Origin of the sequence: Streptomyces sp. NPDC088097 (assembly GCF_044741845.1) — a bacterium.
Taxonomy (GTDB): domain Bacteria; phylum Actinomycetota; class Actinomycetes; order Streptomycetales; family Streptomycetaceae; genus Streptomyces.
In genome coordinates this window covers 1-15,191 of sequence record NZ_JBIUTJ010000021.1, presented here as the reverse complement: position 1 = coordinate 15,191, position 15,191 = coordinate 1, and the positions used below count along the sequence as shown (strand labels likewise).

General features: G+C 68.8%; 15 protein-coding genes and 1 pseudogene. 9 read left to right on the top strand and 7 right to left on the bottom strand.

What is annotated here, in order from left to right; all coding sequences use genetic code 11:
* The first annotated feature begins 8 nt into the window (after positions 1–8).
* Both ACIOD1_RS32915 and ACIOD1_RS32910 read left to right on the top strand, forming a co-directional pair.
* Entirely contained in the window at positions 9–197 is a 189-nt protein-coding gene (locus ACIOD1_RS32915) for a DUF5988 family protein (protein WP_401906586.1), read from the top strand.
* A 50-nt stretch (positions 198–247) separates the two neighbouring features.
* The gene (locus ACIOD1_RS32910) at positions 248–415 is read left to right on the top strand and encodes a hypothetical protein (RefSeq protein ID WP_401906583.1); all 168 of its coding nucleotides are present in this window, start codon (positions 248–250) and stop codon (positions 413–415) included.
* Between the two features lie 165 nt (positions 416–580).
* On the opposite strand, the gene ACIOD1_RS32905 is transcribed toward ACIOD1_RS32910, so the two are convergent.
* Positions 581–859, bottom strand: coding sequence for a hypothetical protein (locus tag ACIOD1_RS32905; protein ID WP_401906581.1), 279 nt, complete (start codon positions 857–859; stop codon positions 581–583).
* Between the two features lie 313 nt (positions 860–1,172).
* On the opposite strand from ACIOD1_RS32905, the pseudogene ACIOD1_RS32900 reads away from it, so the two are divergent.
* A pseudogene (locus ACIOD1_RS32900) lies at positions 1,173–1,974 on the top strand (IS5 family transposase).
* Positions 1,975–2,654: 680 nt separating this feature from the next.
* On the opposite strand, the gene ACIOD1_RS32895 reads toward ACIOD1_RS32900, so the two are convergent.
* A complete protein-coding gene (locus ACIOD1_RS32895) occupies positions 2,655–3,437 on the bottom strand; it encodes a methyltransferase domain-containing protein (protein WP_401906578.1) in 783 nt (260 codons plus the stop codon).
* A 268-nt stretch (positions 3,438–3,705) separates the two neighbouring features.
* Between ACIOD1_RS32895 and istA the strand changes: the two genes are divergently transcribed.
* The 3 genes from istA to ACIOD1_RS32880 are packed head-to-tail and all read left to right on the top strand — an operon-like array spanning position 3,706 to position 6,765.
* Positions 3,706–5,304 (top strand): IS21 family transposase, encoded by a 1,599-nt coding sequence (istA, locus tag ACIOD1_RS32890; protein WP_401906575.1) that lies wholly within the window; start codon positions 3,706–3,708, stop codon positions 5,302–5,304.
* A gap of 5 nt (positions 5,305–5,309) precedes the next feature.
* Positions 5,310–6,050 carry an IS21-like element helper ATPase IstB gene (gene istB / locus ACIOD1_RS32885; protein WP_401906572.1) on the top strand — a complete coding sequence of 247 codons (741 nt, stop codon included), beginning with the start codon at positions 5,310–5,312 and terminating at the stop codon, positions 6,048–6,050.
* Positions 6,051–6,105: 55 nt separating this feature from the next.
* A complete protein-coding gene (locus ACIOD1_RS32880; RefSeq protein WP_401906569.1) occupies positions 6,106–6,765 on the top strand; it encodes a hypothetical protein in 660 nt (219 codons plus the stop codon).
* 89 nt (positions 6,766–6,854) lie between these two features.
* Here ACIOD1_RS32880 and ACIOD1_RS32875 read toward each other — a convergent pair whose 3' ends face one another.
* From ACIOD1_RS32875 to ACIOD1_RS32865, 3 genes are all read right to left on the bottom strand, one after another.
* The gene (locus tag ACIOD1_RS32875) at positions 6,855–7,553 is read right to left on the bottom strand and encodes a hypothetical protein (RefSeq protein ID WP_401906566.1); all 699 of its coding nucleotides are present in this window, start codon (positions 7,551–7,553) and stop codon (positions 6,855–6,857) included.
* A gap of 535 nt (positions 7,554–8,088) precedes the next feature.
* Complete coding sequence (locus tag ACIOD1_RS32870) at positions 8,089–8,505, bottom strand: hypothetical protein (RefSeq protein WP_401906563.1); 417 nt, start codon at positions 8,503–8,505, stop codon at positions 8,089–8,091.
* 1,452 nt (positions 8,506–9,957) lie between these two features.
* Positions 9,958–10,107 carry a hypothetical protein gene (locus ACIOD1_RS32865; RefSeq protein ID WP_401906562.1) on the bottom strand — a complete coding sequence of 50 codons (150 nt, stop codon included), beginning with the start codon at positions 10,105–10,107 and terminating at the stop codon, positions 9,958–9,960.
* Between the two features lie 252 nt (positions 10,108–10,359).
* Between ACIOD1_RS32865 and ACIOD1_RS32860 the strand changes: the two genes are divergently transcribed.
* Positions 10,360–10,782, top strand: a complete 423-nt coding sequence (locus ACIOD1_RS32860) for a YrdB family protein (protein WP_401906559.1) — start codon at positions 10,360–10,362, stop codon at positions 10,780–10,782.
* Between the two features lie 253 nt (positions 10,783–11,035).
* Here ACIOD1_RS32860 and ACIOD1_RS32855 read toward each other — a convergent pair whose 3' ends face one another.
* The gene (locus ACIOD1_RS32855) at positions 11,036–12,181 is read right to left on the bottom strand and encodes an epoxide hydrolase family protein (RefSeq protein ID WP_401906557.1); all 1,146 of its coding nucleotides are present in this window, start codon (positions 12,179–12,181) and stop codon (positions 11,036–11,038) included.
* Positions 12,182–12,244: 63 nt separating this feature from the next.
* Here ACIOD1_RS32855 and ACIOD1_RS32850 point away from each other — a divergent pair, with 63 nt between their 5' ends.
* Positions 12,245–13,213 (top strand): helix-turn-helix transcriptional regulator, encoded by a 969-nt coding sequence (locus ACIOD1_RS32850; protein ID WP_401906555.1) that lies wholly within the window; start codon positions 12,245–12,247, stop codon positions 13,211–13,213.
* 768 nt (positions 13,214–13,981) lie between these two features.
* On the opposite strand, the gene ACIOD1_RS32845 is transcribed toward ACIOD1_RS32850, so the two are convergent.
* A complete protein-coding gene (locus ACIOD1_RS32845) occupies positions 13,982–14,431 on the bottom strand; it encodes an SRPBCC family protein (protein ID WP_401906553.1) in 450 nt (149 codons plus the stop codon).
* 293 nt (positions 14,432–14,724) lie between these two features.
* On the opposite strand from ACIOD1_RS32845, the gene ACIOD1_RS32840 reads away from it, so the two are divergent.
* The coding region (locus ACIOD1_RS32840) for a transposase (RefSeq protein ID WP_401906550.1) at positions 14,725–15,191 on the top strand (467 nt) is incomplete at its 3' end.

Genomic DNA, 15,191 nt, shown 5'->3' with positions numbered 1-15,191 from the left:
CCGCGATCGTGCTCCTGGTAGGCGGGCCGGAAGGCACGCCCACGGAGCACGCCCAGCCCGACGACCTCAGCGCCGACATCCGCCTACGCCACCTCAACCGCTACGAGCACTACCGCCCTACCGGCTTCCGCGCATCCCATGACGGCTACGAATGCCTGGTCTACCGCTGGGCGTACAGCACCTACATCGCTGAATAACCCCCCTTCGCCACGGCATCGCCGCGGCCTACAAGGCCCGGGAGCGGCTCATGTTCCTCCGTGGCAGAGGCCTGGCCTTTTGGGCCGTCCTCCTCATCGTCATCTATCTCCTGGTCACCCGCCCAATGGAATTCGCCGACTCCCTGGCAAACACGGTCCTACGCACCCGCGACCTCCTGCGAGCCATCGGCATCTTCTTCGACCGGCTCGCCGACTGACCCACCACACACCAGCCAGCCCTCTTGCACCGAAAGGCCCTCCATGAGCATCGGCCGAATAGCCGCCGCCTTCGCCGCTGCCACCACCGGCCTGCTCACAGCCCTCACCTTCCGCCTCCAACACCCAACACCCGGCACCACCGTGGCCATCACCATGCCGCCGACTCAGACCATCACCCTCACATCACCTTCCACAACACCCATCACCGTCACCACACCCCCGACCATCCCCCCGACATCGAACGCTGCGTCCACCACCACAGCCAATACCTCACCGCCCCCCGCGACCGGTCCCATCCACCCACCGACCCCACTACCCGCCCCCACCCCCTCCTCCGCCTGCTGGCCAACCTTGATACCACCAGCCACCAGCACCCAACCGACCTCCTCCACTCCTTCCCCACCCAGCACGACCGATCCACCCACCACCAGTTCACCCACCACGACCGATCCAGCCGGCCCCACCCCGCATTCGGCATCGCCCACCGCTACCATCACACCCACCCCGAGCAACACACCCCCCAACCCGTCAGCCAGCGCCTGCGACCCTCACACGCTCCCCACTCCCACCGACCCCACCCTGAAATCCTCAGTAGGACGGCTCCGACGCCGTGATCACACCAACCACCGCAAGATCGTTCCATGATGTCCGGCACAACGTCGAGAATGCCCCTATGAGCTCGTAACAGGATCTTGGTGAGATGTCCTGGTCGGCCGTGACCGGTGTGAGGATTCGGCTGTTCGTGATGGTGTGAGTATTCGGCCGTGGATCGTGGATGACGACGTGTGGGCACTGATCGAGCCGTTGCTGCCGCCTTGGCCGATGAGGTCACCTGGGCCGCGGCCGGTCGCTGACCGGCTGTGCCTGCAGGGCATCTTGTACGTCCTCTGCAACGACATCGCCTGGCAGCTCTTGCCATCTGAGCTGGGGTTCGGCTCGGGGCAGACCTGCTGGCGAAGGCTGGAGCGGTGGCAGCGGGCCGGGGTCTTCGACCAGCTCCACCGCATCCTCCTTGCCGAGCTGACGCGGCCGGCCGCCTCGACTGGTCCAGGGCGTGCGTGGACGGATCTCACATCCGGGCGAAAAAGGGGGCGCCGACACCGGTCCGTCGCCGGTCGACCGGCGGAAGACGGGCAGCAAACACCACTTGATCTGCGACGTACACGGCACCCCGCTCAAAGTCATCACGACCGCCGCCAACGTCAACGACGTCACCCAGACCCTCGCCCTGGTCGACGGCATCCCACCGATCGCGGGCCGACCCGGCCGCCCCCGCAGACGCCCGGACGCCCTCCTCGGAGACAAGGCCTACGACTCCAACCCCAACCGCGATGAGCTGCGCAAACGCCGGATCCTGCCCGTCATCTCCCGCAAGGGATCCCCGAACATCAAGGGCATGGGCAAGCTCCGCTACGTCGTGGAACAGACCTTCGCCCTGCTCCACCAGTTCAAACGACTCGCCGTCAGATGGGAACGCCGCACCGAACTCCACGACGCGCTCGTCTCCCTCGCCTGCAGCCTCATCTGCTGGAGACGCCTCAACAAGCCCAACTCATGATCGTGTTATGAGCTCATAGCCACGCGCGATCATCGGCTGATCCCCGGGCGTGCGGGGCGGACCCTTCACCGTGGGTCGACAGCTGCACCTCACCGGGCTGATCCCCGGGCACGCGGGGCGGACCAGCTCGGCGGTTCGGGCTCGCTCTGCACGTACGGCTGATCCCCGGGCGCGCAGGGCGGACTCCTCGGCCCAGTCGGCGAAGGCAATGGCGAAGCGCTGATCCCCGGGCGCGCGGGGCAGACGACCGGCTCGTTGGCCACTGAGGTCCACGCTCCGGCTGATCCCCGGGCGCGCGGGGCGGACGATCATCGGTCAGCCCGGGGGAGGCAAGACCAAGGCTGATCCCCGGGCGCGCGGGGCAGACGCGCTGTCGACGCACTCCCAGAACGCTCGGCTCGGACGATCCCCGAGCGTGCGGGGCGGACGGGGCCCGGTCCGAGAGAGAGCGTTCAATGTACGGACGATCCCCGAGCGCGGGGCGGACCAACCCGCCAAGTCGTCCATGACGTATTGGAGGGGCAGATCCCCGGGCGCGCGGGGATGATGTGAGCGGTCAAGAAATTCCCCATGTCAGACCGCTTGAGCGTCACGTAATTCCCCACCCTCGCGGTCTCGGATCCCCATCGAGGTGGGACGCGAACGGCAGCCTGGCGAATGCTCCCGACCGAGCATGTGTGTTAGCTCCTCCGGGCCTCGATGAGGAAGCGCTGCGCGTAAGCCACGAAGGGGCCGTGGCGATCGATGAAGTCGTGGAGCTCTGCCAGACGGTCGCGGTACTTCTTCACCGTGAAGTCCGGGACGATCCAGATGACCCTGCGGAGGAAGTGGACCACCGCCGCAATGTCGTGAAACTCCATCCGGAGCGCCTCCTGGCGCACGTCCACAACATCCAGACCCGCCGCTTCTGCGGCAGCCGCGGCCTCCATCGGGCTAGCGCCTGCTGTGGTCGCCAGCGGAGGGAGAGACCAGCCGGCCGCAGTCCGCTGCGGCCCCATCATGAAGTCGGTCAGTTCACGCACGCTGCCCGAGCCCACCTGCTGGGAAAGGTACGTGCCGTTGGGGCACAGGACCCGGCGGACCTCGTCCCAGCGGGTTACCACCGGATGACGACTGACCACCAGGTCGAAGTGATCCGATGGAAACGGCAGGTCATCCGTATCGCCGGCCTCAACAACTGTGCCGTTGAACTTGGCCAGGCTACGCCGGGCGATCTCCAAGTTCGGCCGCCATGACTCCGTTGCCGTCAGGACCGGCGGCGCAACTGGGACCGAGGCCAGCACCTCGCCCCCGCCGGTTTGGATGTCAAGCGCCGCCTCGGCCTTCGACATCCGATCCGCGAGGAGTCTCGCATAACCCCATGACGGACGCTGTTCGGTCGCGCGACCGGCGAACCAGGAGAAGTCCCAGCCCTCCGTCGGGACGGCTTCGCCTTCGGCGACAAGATCTTCGAACCTGGTCATGAGGCGAGAGTGGCAGACGGCGAAGACAACCGCACCAGGATTTCGACGGCGTCGGCGGCAGTACGGCCACACTATGAACGGTCACGATTTTCCCCATCCAGGGTGGTTTGAGCATCACTTGATTTCTCATCCAGATTTCTCCTAATTGGCCATGGGTACGGAGGCGTTCGGGATCGAGGGACCTGGTCATCGCGGCGATGGTGGTGGGCCTCTGGATCTACTGGTCGGACAGCCGATGGACACGCCGATGGCAAGGAGAACGCTGGTCGTGGTCGACATCACCGAGATCTACGTCCACTGGCACGCGGGCCGCTCAAAGAGCGATCTGGCCCGGTCGCTGGGGGTGGACCGCAAGACGGTCAGGAAGTACCTGGCGCCGGCGGAGGCGTCGGGGATTGCGCCGGGCGGGCCGCCGATGAGCGAGGCGGATTGGAGGAAGTTGATCAAGGGGTGGTTCCCGGAGCTGGCCGACCGGCGGCTGCGGCAGCTGACCTGGCCGGAGATCGACCTACACCGCGACTTCATCGAGAGTCTGCTGGGGAAGGTGACCGTCTCGACGATCCACCAGCGGCTGAGGGACGAGCACAAGCTCGAGGTCTCCCAGTCCTCCCTCCGCCGCTGGATCCGCGACACGCTGCCCGACGAGGTGAAGAAGTCGCAGGTCACGGTCCTGCGGGACGAAGTAGAGCCGGGTTCGGAGGCCCAGATCGACTATGGTTTCCTGGGGCAGTGGATCAATCCGAGGACGGGTAAGCGGCACCGGATCTGGGCGTTCGTGATGGTGCTTCCCGCCTCGCGGCACATGTTCATGCGGCCGGTGATTCATCTCGATCAGCACGCCTGGACCGAGGCCCACGTTGCAGCGTTCGAGTACTTCGGCGGCATCCCGCGCCGGCTGGTGCCCGACAACCTCAAGACTGGGGTCGACAAGCCCGATCTCTACGATCCGAAAATCAACAAGGCGTATGCCGAACTCGCGACCCACTACGGAGCGTTGGTAGATCCAGCTCGCGCTTTGAAGCCAAAGGACAAGCCCCGAGTGGAGCGGCCTATGCCCTATATCAGGGACTCGTTCTGGCGCGGGCGGGAGTTCGTCTCGCTCGAACAGATGCAGAAGGAGGCGGTCATCTGGAGCCGCGATGTCGCTGGGCGCCGTGACTGTCGGCCGCTGGATGGGGCGGCACCGGCGGCCGTCTTCGCGGCGGTGGAGGCCGAGACGCTGCTGCCGCTGCCGCACACGGCATTCGTTCTGGCCCGCTGGTCGACGGCGACGGTCGGCCCGGACATCCACATCAAGGCCGGCCGCACCCTTTATTCGGTGCCCTGGAAGCTGATCGGCCGCCGGGTCGACGTCCGCTCAACTGCGACGATGGTGCAGGTCTTTCTCGACGGTGAACTGGTCAAGACTCACGCGGCACTTGAGCAAGGAAAACGGACCGACCGGGGCGATTATCCACCTGAGAAGATCGCCTTCCAGATGCGGACGCCGGTCTGGTGCCGCACCCAGGCATCGGAGGTCGGGGACGCCTGCCGCACCGTCATTGACCTGCTGCTGGAGATCAACGCGCTCTACCGGCTCCGTGCCGCCCAGGGGATTCTCGGCCTGCGCAAGAAGTACGGCGAGACGCGGCTGGAAGCGGCCTGCGCGAAGGCGATCGCAGTCGGCGACCCTTCCTATCGCACCATCAAGGGCATCCTGGTCGCGGGGACCGAGACCGATCCCGAGCCCGAGACCAGCGGCGATGCCGGAGCGGCCGCCTTCCTCCACGGGCCCCAACAACTGTTCGCGACCGTCGCACCCACCGGGATCGCGGATGGCGATCTCGAAGACCAGGACCACCACGACGCCGAGGGGACCCTTCTATGAGTGTGATGGACACCGCCCTGCGCGAATCGCTGAAGGCTCTGCGGCTCTCGGGAATGCTGGAAACCCTCGACGCTCGTCTGGCCCAGGCCCACGGCGGAGAACTCGGCCACCTGGACTTCCTCCAGATTCTCTGCCAGGACGAGATCACCCGCCGGGAGACCGTCGCCTTCCAGCGCCGCCTGCACCGGGCGAGGTTCGAGCAGCAAGCCACCTTGGAAGAGTTCGACTTCGCCGCCTCATCCAAGCTCCCCGCCGCCCAGATCCGAGACCTCGGAGCCCTGCGATGGCTCCACGCTGGGGAGTCGGTCATTTTGTTCGGCCCGGTCGGGGTCGGGAAGACACATATCGCACAGGCCCTGGGCCATCTCGCCATTCGTCAGGGCGCCAACGTCCGCTTCGCCAAAACCAGCCGCATTCTCGCGGATCTGGCCGGCGGCCACGCGGACCGCACCTGGACCAAACGGATCCGCGAGTTGGTACGGCCCGACGTCCTCATCCTCGATGACTTCGCCATGCGCCAGCTCACCGCAGCTCAGGCCGACGACCTCTACGAGCTGGTCAGCGAGCGACAGGGCCGCTCGCTGATCATCACGAGCAACCGGGCGCCCAGCGACTGGTATCCGCTCTTCCCTAACCCCGTCGTCGCCGAGTCGCTCCTGGACCGGCTCATCAACACCAGCCATCAGGTCATCATGAACGGCCCCAGCTTCAGGCCGAACAAACGTCCCAAAAAATCCTCGGACTGACCCCGGATCACGGGAAGGGCTGGGGAATTACGTGACCCCAGCCCTGGGGAATATCGTGACCGTTCACAGCTGCCTGGGTTGCGGACTGCCGGTCGGATCGCGGATCGACGACTGCGGGCAGTGGCAGATGGTCCGACTTCTGCCGCAAACCGTGCTGCGGCTGCCCGGCCCGCCGGAGCGGCCGGTCATGGACTGGGCAGAGCTGGCGACCGACGGCGCCCTGTGGGACGGACTGAGCCAGTACCGCGACATCCCGGCCGGCGTGGCCCTCGCCCACGTGGTGGCCGCCGCCGGGGGCGGGCCGGTCGCGGCGGCACCCGGACCGGTAGCCGAGCTCCTCGGCCGGGCACTCACCACGCTGCTGCCCTCCGGGGAGGGCGCGAAGCTGCTGGACCTGGCAGGGCCCGGGCTCGGCACACCGGCCGCCGAGCTGGTGCTGGTGCCGGTCCATCCACAGACCGGAGAGGTGTGGCAGCCGTTCGGTGACGCGGTGGCCGTTCCCGTCGAAGCCACGCTCTGGGCCTACCTGGCCTTCCCGCCCCATCGGACGCGACTACCGGTGGTCGGCGGGCTGCCGGTCGGCGTGGAACGGGACGATCCGCTGCCCCAGCACCCGCTGCTCGGCCCATCCGGCGGGGCGTTCCGACACACGCTGGCACGGATGCCCGCCGTCCGGGAACCATGGCTACGGGCCATTTACACCCGCGGGTACTGACCCACCAGAAGCCTTGACCTGACGCCGACAGGGCCGACCGTGTACGGCCGGCCGACATCACGTGTTCAACCCCAGTAGCACGCCCGACATCACCGATGCTGAAGAGCGCGGCGGGCTGAAGTTGCCGACGGAGATGCGACAGTGGCTCTTGGCGAACGACGTCGGTGGTCGTCGGGGGTAGGGGCGCCGGTCAGGCCAGCTGCCTCCCGCAACAGGACCGTCGCGTCTGCCGCAGCTCTCGCCTGCGCCCGGTAGGCCTGCGCGAGGTGCCAGGAAGCGGCGGCCTCCACCGCCTCCACGAGCGCGAGCAACAGGGTGAGGACGACCGCGGCGTTGCCGCCCCGGGCGGCACGGGGTGCCTGTTCCAGGCCGCGGGTCGAGGCGCGCCAGCCGGCTCGGGCGCGGCCTTCAAGGGAGCGGGCGCCGGGGGGCGCGGGCGGCCTGCTCGAAGGCGTCGGCCGCCCGCTGGACGCGGTCGCGGACGAGGGCCGGGCGCGGGCGGCGGGGACGGCCAGGAGGTCGCCAAGGGCCGCGACGTCGCCGGCGCCTTCGTCCTGCCCGGCGCGACCCAGGAGTTCGGACGCTTCCCGGATGCCGTGTTCGGCGAGCGCCCAGTCGGCCGGGGTGACGTGGGGGGTGAAGCGTTCGCGGACGCGGGGCAGGGACAGGTCGTAGGCGAGCGTCGAACCGGAAAACCAGACCGGGCGCGAGCCGCCGTCGGCGCGGTCCCCGGGTAGCACTACCGAGTACCCGAGCAGGGTCCCGTCGTCGTCGCGTCGCTCGCGCACGCGCAGCTCCGCGTCGCGGAGCCGATCGAGGAAGCCGGTGTCGCCGTGGGCGAGAGCGGCCGCGGTGCGGACGGTGCGCTGCAGGGACTCGCGGGCGGTCTCGACCAGGCTGCGGCGGGCGGCGCCTACATCTCGTTGGCGGGGCCCGCCCCGGGGGGATCCCCCCGGGGCGGTATCGGTCAGCCCTTCGGGCAGTGGCGGCAGGTCACGTGCCGACCCGTGCGAAGAAAGACCTTGAGGCCGGCGGTGGCGGCCGTCGCCAGGCGCTCCGCGCGGGCCCGCTCGGCGAAGCCGAACGGGTATGCACAGGCCGCCCCCGAGCCGGTCGGGCCTCCGGCTCGCCACGACGTCGACGGCGGGCTCCAACAGCCCGATCCATTTCGTCCGGCATTGAGCTCTGAGAGCCGCCTCCCCGGCTTGGGGGGGGCGGCCCTCAGTCGGCGGGCCTACCATCGGGCCGTCTGCCGTTTCCGGATGAGCCCGCAGCGTGAGTCGCACGCCGCAAGGAGCACCGTGATACTTCCGGGTGTGGTCGTCAGCCCGGGCACTTCAGGCCGGTCCGGGCGGACTTCACCGCGCTGTCCAGCGTCTGGGCCTGCGGCTTCAGTTTGGTGGCGGCCTCAGCGCCGGTGGTGTCGTCCGGCAGGTCGTCCCAGGTCTTCTTCAGCCCGTCCGCCGCGGACTTCACGGCCTCCTTCTGGGCCGCATTCCACGTCGCCTTGGACTTCCCGACCGTGTCCCAGCCGCCCTTGACATCGTTGTACGCGTCCTTGACCTGGTCCTTCGTCGCCGAGGCCGGATTCAGTCCGGACAGCGCCGTCGCGTCAGAACGTAGCTTGTTCAGGTCGGTGCACAACTGTGCAGCCGCCGCACTGGGATTGGGACTCGGATCGGCCGCGAAGGCGGGAGCAGCCGCGCCGACGGACAGGAACAGCGCTGCGGCCGCGGTCACGGCAGTACTCGGAACGTGCCTCATGGGTTTCCCCTCGTTTCGGGATTCCTCGGGTCGTCCCCGCCCCTGACATCCCCGAGCTTCCGGCTCACCACGCTGACACAGCCCACCGGACCCCGCAATCCGCGACTGCCACACCCTTGCCGTGCAGGATCTGACGGCCCTGGCACGCCGCCGGCAGGGCACGACCAGCGCGCGAACGGCTCACATCCGCGAGGGCGGCCGTCGGGCCGCCGGAAGCCGACACAGGCCGGTCGCCGAACGGCCCGGCGACATCACGCACGCCGACACAGCACTCCGCCGAACGAGTGAAGCCCGGCCTACAAGAACCTCGCGCTGGGCGACATCAAGGGAATGGCCCTGCCCATGGTGCAGGGCGGCCCGGCGCCCGCAATGAACCTGCAGCAGGAACTCTGCGCTGCCGACCCCAACGAGGCCGGCCCTGACGCCGTCCCCCACCCACCACGCACGCCAGGTACTCCGCAAGTCGGCTCACAGGCCCGCCCGCCGCCCGTGTGGGCGGTTTGGCCGTCCCGGGCGCACCGCCGGGCGGGCCTCGAACCGGCGCCACCGCGGCGGCGCCGGGCCCGGAGCGCCGGCGACCCGTGCGGTAACTGTCCCCGCACCAGACAGGCGCAGCGATCCGACCACTCCCCCGCCCGCCCGTTGTCGGCCCGCTTCGTCGATCGCCTGCTACAAGCCCGGACCGGGCCCGAACGCTAGGGCCCGGCCCGGCCGGGCCCGGTGGCACCGGGGCTACCGAGCACGCCACGCGCCCTTGGCCGGTGCGGCCTGCCGCCGGTGAGCGGGGATCGCGGCTTCCGTCGGGGCCGGCTGTCCGGGTGCCGCGGCGGACGGGGTGGTGGAGCGGGAGCGGGCCGCTGCCTGGGAGACGGGTGCGGCGGGGGGTGGAGGGCGGTGTCGTCAGGGAGCGCAGCGTCGCGTCCACGAGATGGCCGACCGTGGTGGAGGTGGGGGCCGTCCTTCCAGAAGGTGTCGGTCCCAAGACGGCCGAGGTGCGCGGCGAGGAGACCGGTGCCGCCTCGCCCTCTGCACGGGGCTCGTGGGCGGCGAGGGCGTAGCGGCCGGGCGGAGCCCGGGCCGCGACACCCTCTGAGCCTGGTGTGGAGGTGGTGCGCGTGGACGGCCGATCGGGTGGAGTCGACATTCGCTTCCCGCGCAATCAGAGCCCGGTCATCGGTGTCCAATGCCTTCATCGGGGCACGAGAGCCGCATGCATCTCCTCCTGCTCTTCCTGCTGCCCCTCGGACTGGCGCTCGTACTCCTGGCCGTCGCCGAACCCCGGCAACACGCCGAGCCCCAGCAACGCGGACGCCACCGCCGCTGACACCGCCGCTCGGGCTCTTCGGAGCGCATAGCACGTCAAGGCGATGCAGTTCAGGTAAGGCACCGCGGACGTGGCGAGGACGAGAGTCGGGCACCGGCCTGCCTCTACAGGTTGCGCGCCGCGTCGATGCCGGCGGCGGTGGAGAGCAGGTCGAGGAGCTGTGTGAGGTCCAGGAGCCGGCGCCGTTGCTCGGCCACCGGTCCGGCCACGGCCAGGCGGCCGGTCCGCAGCATGCGCACCATCACGTGGGGCATGGACCCGCGAGGACGGTGTCCGCGTCGTCGTCTGCGCGGGCGACTTCGACCAGGACACTCTCGAACCCATCGACCAGGCATGCACGTACGCCGCGGACCACCCCGGCGTACGACGGATCGTCCTCGACGTCACCCAGGTCGCCGTCGCCCCGGTCCCGCAGAACAACGTAGGGAAGTTTGAGTGACGAGGGCTGCTTAGGCGGCTGTGTGTGGGAGGTTGGGGGCATGCACGGCCAACCTGGGGAGGGGCACATGGCGGGCGAGCGGGAGCGGGGTTCAGCGATCATCGATGAGCGGCCGTGGTACGTAGCGAATGAGCTGCTGGCGCTGTTGATCGAGTTCGCCGCACTGGGACTGCTGTGCTGGTGGGGTTTCGCTACCGGCGGCAACGTGGGCCTCAGCATTCTCCTCGGCCTCGGCACACCGGCGCTCGCCATCACGCTGTGGTGGCTGTTCGCCGCACCGGCGGCTAAGATGCGGCCGGCGCTGCCAGGTGTCCTGCTCGTGAAGGCGCTTGTACTGGGCGGGGGCGCGGCGGCGCTGTACGGGGTGGGGCATCTCACCGCGGCAGTGGTCATGGCGGTCGTGATTGTCGCGAACACCACAGTGGCGGAGGTCTTCCGTCGGCCCACGACCGTAGGTGACGAGCGGGCATGTGGGGCCGAAGGCCAATAGCAGCTGTCCTGTGGCCTCCTCGTCCGACCCGGGCGGGTATTCCAGTCGACCTGGCCCCAATCTCAGGTGATCTGGTCCGATTCGCCCGTCGTCACAGGCAATCTGGTCGGTGTGACTGCTGTGCGGTGAAGTTGAGCAATCCGAGACTGCCGCCGGTCAGCGGGAACCTGGAGTGGTTCAGCCCGGGCAGTCCCGATCCGGCGATGCAAGGCCGTGGGCTGCCCGGGCATTCTCGGGGTTCCAACCGTAGGCGTCAGGCGCCGAGCGTGCGGAAGAAGGCGCGGACGTCGGTGACGAACGCTTCTGGCTGCTCCAGTGCGAGGAAGTTACCGCCGCGCTCCAGCTCGCTCCAGTGGGTGATGTTGTGGTCCCGCTCGGCGAACCGGCGGATGGCGATGTCGGTGTTCCGGGCGACTGCCACGCCGGTCGGGACTGTGCCCCGCGGCTTCGGGGCCCAGGCGCCGGCGTCGTGGCCTGCCTCGTAGTAGAGGTTCGCCGAGGAGCCGGCCGTGCCGCTGAACCAGTAGACGCTGATGTTGGTCAGCAGGCGGTCACGCCCCACGGCGTCCTCGGGGAGCTCGGCGGTGGGGTCGGTCCATTCCTTGAACTTCTCGGCGATCCAGGCGAGTTGGCCGACCGGCGAGTCGTGCAGGCCGTAGGCGAGGGTCTGCGGGCGGGTGGACTGGATGGCGTTGAAGCCCATCTTGTCCTGCTGGAAGTTCACCAGTCGGTCCAGCCGCTCCTGCTCGGGCCCGGTCAGCCCGTCGAGTTCGGCGGGATCCCCGGAGGGGAAGGTGAGCAGGCCGTTGACGTGAATGCCGACGACCTGGTCGGGTGCCTGGCGCCCCATCTCGGCGGCGATCCAGGCGCCACCGCCCGTTCCCTGAACGCCGTAGGCGCTGTAGCCGAGCCGGCCCATCAGCTCGACAAACGCGCCTGCGATACGACTGGTGTTCCAGCCGGTCTCGCCGAGCGGACCGGAGAAGCCGGTGCCGGGCGTAGAGGTCACGATGACGTGGAAGTCCTGCGTCAGAGGGCGGATGACCTCGACGAACTGCACGAACGAGCAGGGCCAGTCGTGCAGGAGGAGCAGCGGGACGGCCGCCGGGTTCTGCGAACGGACGTGCAGGAAGTGGATGTTCTGGCCGTCGATCTCTGTGGTGAACTGGGGGAACTCGTTGAGCTCCGCCTCCGCCTTGCGCCAGTCGAAACCGTCGGCCCAGTACGCGGCCAGGGCCTTGAGGTAGTCGGTGGGTACACCCCGGCTCCAGCCGGTGCCGGGGATCTCGCTGCCCCAGCGGGTACGCGCCAGCCGCTCGCGCAGGTCGTCCAGGTCGTCCTGCGGGACGTCGATGCGGTACGAGTGGATCCGGGCGTCGGTGTTGCTGCTGGTCTCCATGAGTAAGACAGTATTCTCAATATAGGTAGGTTACGTTCCTAATTACACTTCAGGCTGGGCTTCATGCTTGATACTTCCGCGCGCTTGCTGCGCCTTCTCTCCCTGCTGCAGACCCCGCGGGCCTGGCCGGGATCCGAACTGGCCGAGCGGCTGGGGGTGAGCGGCCGGACCGTCCGCAATGACATCGACCGACTGCGCGAGCTCGGCTATCCCGTGGACGCCACGCGCGGAGTCGCCGGCGGCTACCGGCTGGGCGCCGGGGCGGCGATGCCCCCGCTGCTTCTCGACGACGAGGAGGCCGTCGCGGTGACGATCGCCCTGCGCACCGCTGCGCAGGGCGCCATCCCCGGCACCGAGGAGACCTCGCTGCAGGCGCTGGCCAAGCTGGAGCAGGTGCTGCCCTCGCGGCTGCGCCGCCGGGTGCGGACACTCCAGGCGTACACCGTGGCCGTGCCGGCCGATCGTCCGATCCCGGCCCTCTCCGCGGATGTACTGACCACCCTGGTATCCGCCTGCCACGACCGGGAACGGCTGCATTTCGACTACCTGGACCACGCCGGCTCGCCCACCGGCCGCCTGGTGGAGCCGTACCGGGCCGTGAACTGGGGACGACGCTGGTACTTGGTGGCGTGGGACGTCGAGCGCGAGGACTGGAGGACCTTCAGGGCCGACCGAATCCAACCCCGCACCCCGACCGGACCGCGCTTCGCCCCGCGCGAACCCCCCAGCGCCGACATCGCGGCGTACGTCTCCCAACGGGTGTCGAGCGCGGCCTGGCGCTACCACGCGCGGGTGACCGTCCATGCCCCGGCGACGGCGGTAGTCGAGCAGATCAACCCCGCAGTCGGCACAGTCGAGGTGCTCGACGCCGACCGCTGCGTCCTGATCACCGGTGCGGACACGGTGCAGACCCTCGCCGTCTACCTAGGCATGCTCGACTTCGACTTCGACGTTACCGAGCCCGTGGAACTGGTCACCCACCTCCGTCGACTCGCCGACCGCTACGCCCGCTCTGCACCGCCTACTCTCTGAGGCGAAAAGACCCGCCAAGGCCGGTATCAACAAGATTCGCCACTGCCGGACCACATTCTCTGAGACAACTCAGGAGAACAGCCCCGGAGGACCACATCCATTGAAATCCGTGCCAGGCGGCCGTCTCAACCCGTCTGGTCGCCCCAGCTCACAGCTCCGCGTCCGGACCAGATCAATTGAGACGGGACAGCCCCCACCGCCAGACCCCCGCTCACCACCTGGGCACCCAGCCAGGCAGGCCACTGCACGAAGTGCGGCACCACGTGCGCGCGTTACGGATCGCCTGCGAGCACCTTGTGTGCGACCTGCCTCAAGGCGCGCGGCGAGACCTTCCGCGCCTGAGCGATCCGCGCGGGGTCAGCGCAGGCGTACCACCGTGACCGCCGCGCGCCGGGTGGTCCCGGGAGCGGCGATCCCGCCGTAGGCGGTGAACGCCTCTCCGTCGTCGGTCCGGCCCCGAACTCCGGGGCCGCTTCGGCCAAGGCCGGCGAGACCGCCGCATGGCGCAGCGCGCTCACGCCGTCGGGGGTGGACCGGGCTACGGGGCCCAGATGTACGCGCCGATCAGGGCCCGGGCACCGTGGGGGAAAACCGCGACGGCGACACCGACCGTCGCGATCAGGAGGGCGCCGACCTTCTCGCCCGGGCCCGACCGGTCCGAGGGTGCGGCCCAGGTCGGGCCCTGGTCGATGCGGCACCGTCCGTCGTAACAGCGGCGGCGAAAGGGCCTGCGCCGAAATCCGGGGAGCAGGAGCGCCGCCTCGCGAGTCAGACTTCGCCGCGCCAAGAGCCGGATTCGGCGCCGCGGGACTCGATGTACTTCTTGAAGTTCTTCAGGTCGCCGGTGACCTGGCGCTTGACGAAGCCGAGCTTGTCACCGAGGTTCTCGGCGAAGCCCTCGGGGTCGTAGTCCAGCTGGAGCATCACCTTGGTCTTGTTCTCCTCCAGACGGTGGAACGTGACCACGCCGGCCTGCCTGGTCTCACCACCGACCGTCGTCCAGGCGACGCGCTCGTCGGGAATCTGCTCGGTGATCTCGGCGTCGAACTCACGCTCTACACCGCCCACCTTCGCCTTCCAGTGGGTCAGGGTGTCGTTGACCTGCGTGATCTTCTCTACCCCGTCCATGAAGTGCGGGAACGTCTCGAACTGCGTCCACTGGTTGTAGGCGGTGCGGACGGGAACGTCGACCTCGATGGACTCTTCGACCTGCGACACGTGAACGCCCCTCACTTTGCACGGCACACCGGCGGAAAACAACGGCGCGGGGGACAGCTTCATGGATGCCCCATGCCACGCTGCTGCCCACGCCGGCGCGGTCCATCACCCCCGAACGGACGCCCGAATCAGTTGCGCCCGTCTCTAGCCGCAGTCCAAGGCGCTCACGGTAGCCGTGATCGTCTTCCCGGATCCGGTCGCGGACAGGATCGTGCCCCGGGCACCCTTACTGACCTTGAAGTTGTCTTGTCGTAGGGGCTGACGGTCGGTGATCGTCGCGGTATGCCGGGTGTATGAGGTATCCGCAGGGTGGGGGTCTGACCGCGGAGAGGCAAGCGTTCCGTGAGCGGGTCCGGATGGAAGCGGTCGCGATGTTCGCCGAAGGTCGGGGCAGTACGCAGATCGCGAAGGAGTTACAGGTCAGTGTCCGATCGGTTCAGCGGTGGCGTCGTGCTTGGCTTGAGGCCGGCCAGGACGGGGTCCGTTCTCAAGGTCCGGCGTCCCGTCCGAAGCTGAGTGACGCGCTGTTCGCCGTGCTCGAGGAGGAGTTGGCGAAGGGTTCGGTCGCGCATGGCTGGTCTGATCAGAGATGGACGCTGTCCCGGATCAAGACGTTGATCGGCCGGCGGTTCCACAAGTCCATGACGCTGTCGGGCATCTCCCAGATGCTCCGAAGGCACGGCTGGAGCCATCAGGTTCCGGCCCGACGGGCCGTCGAGCGGGACGAGGCGGCGGTGGCCGGCTGGGTGAAGGAGGTGTG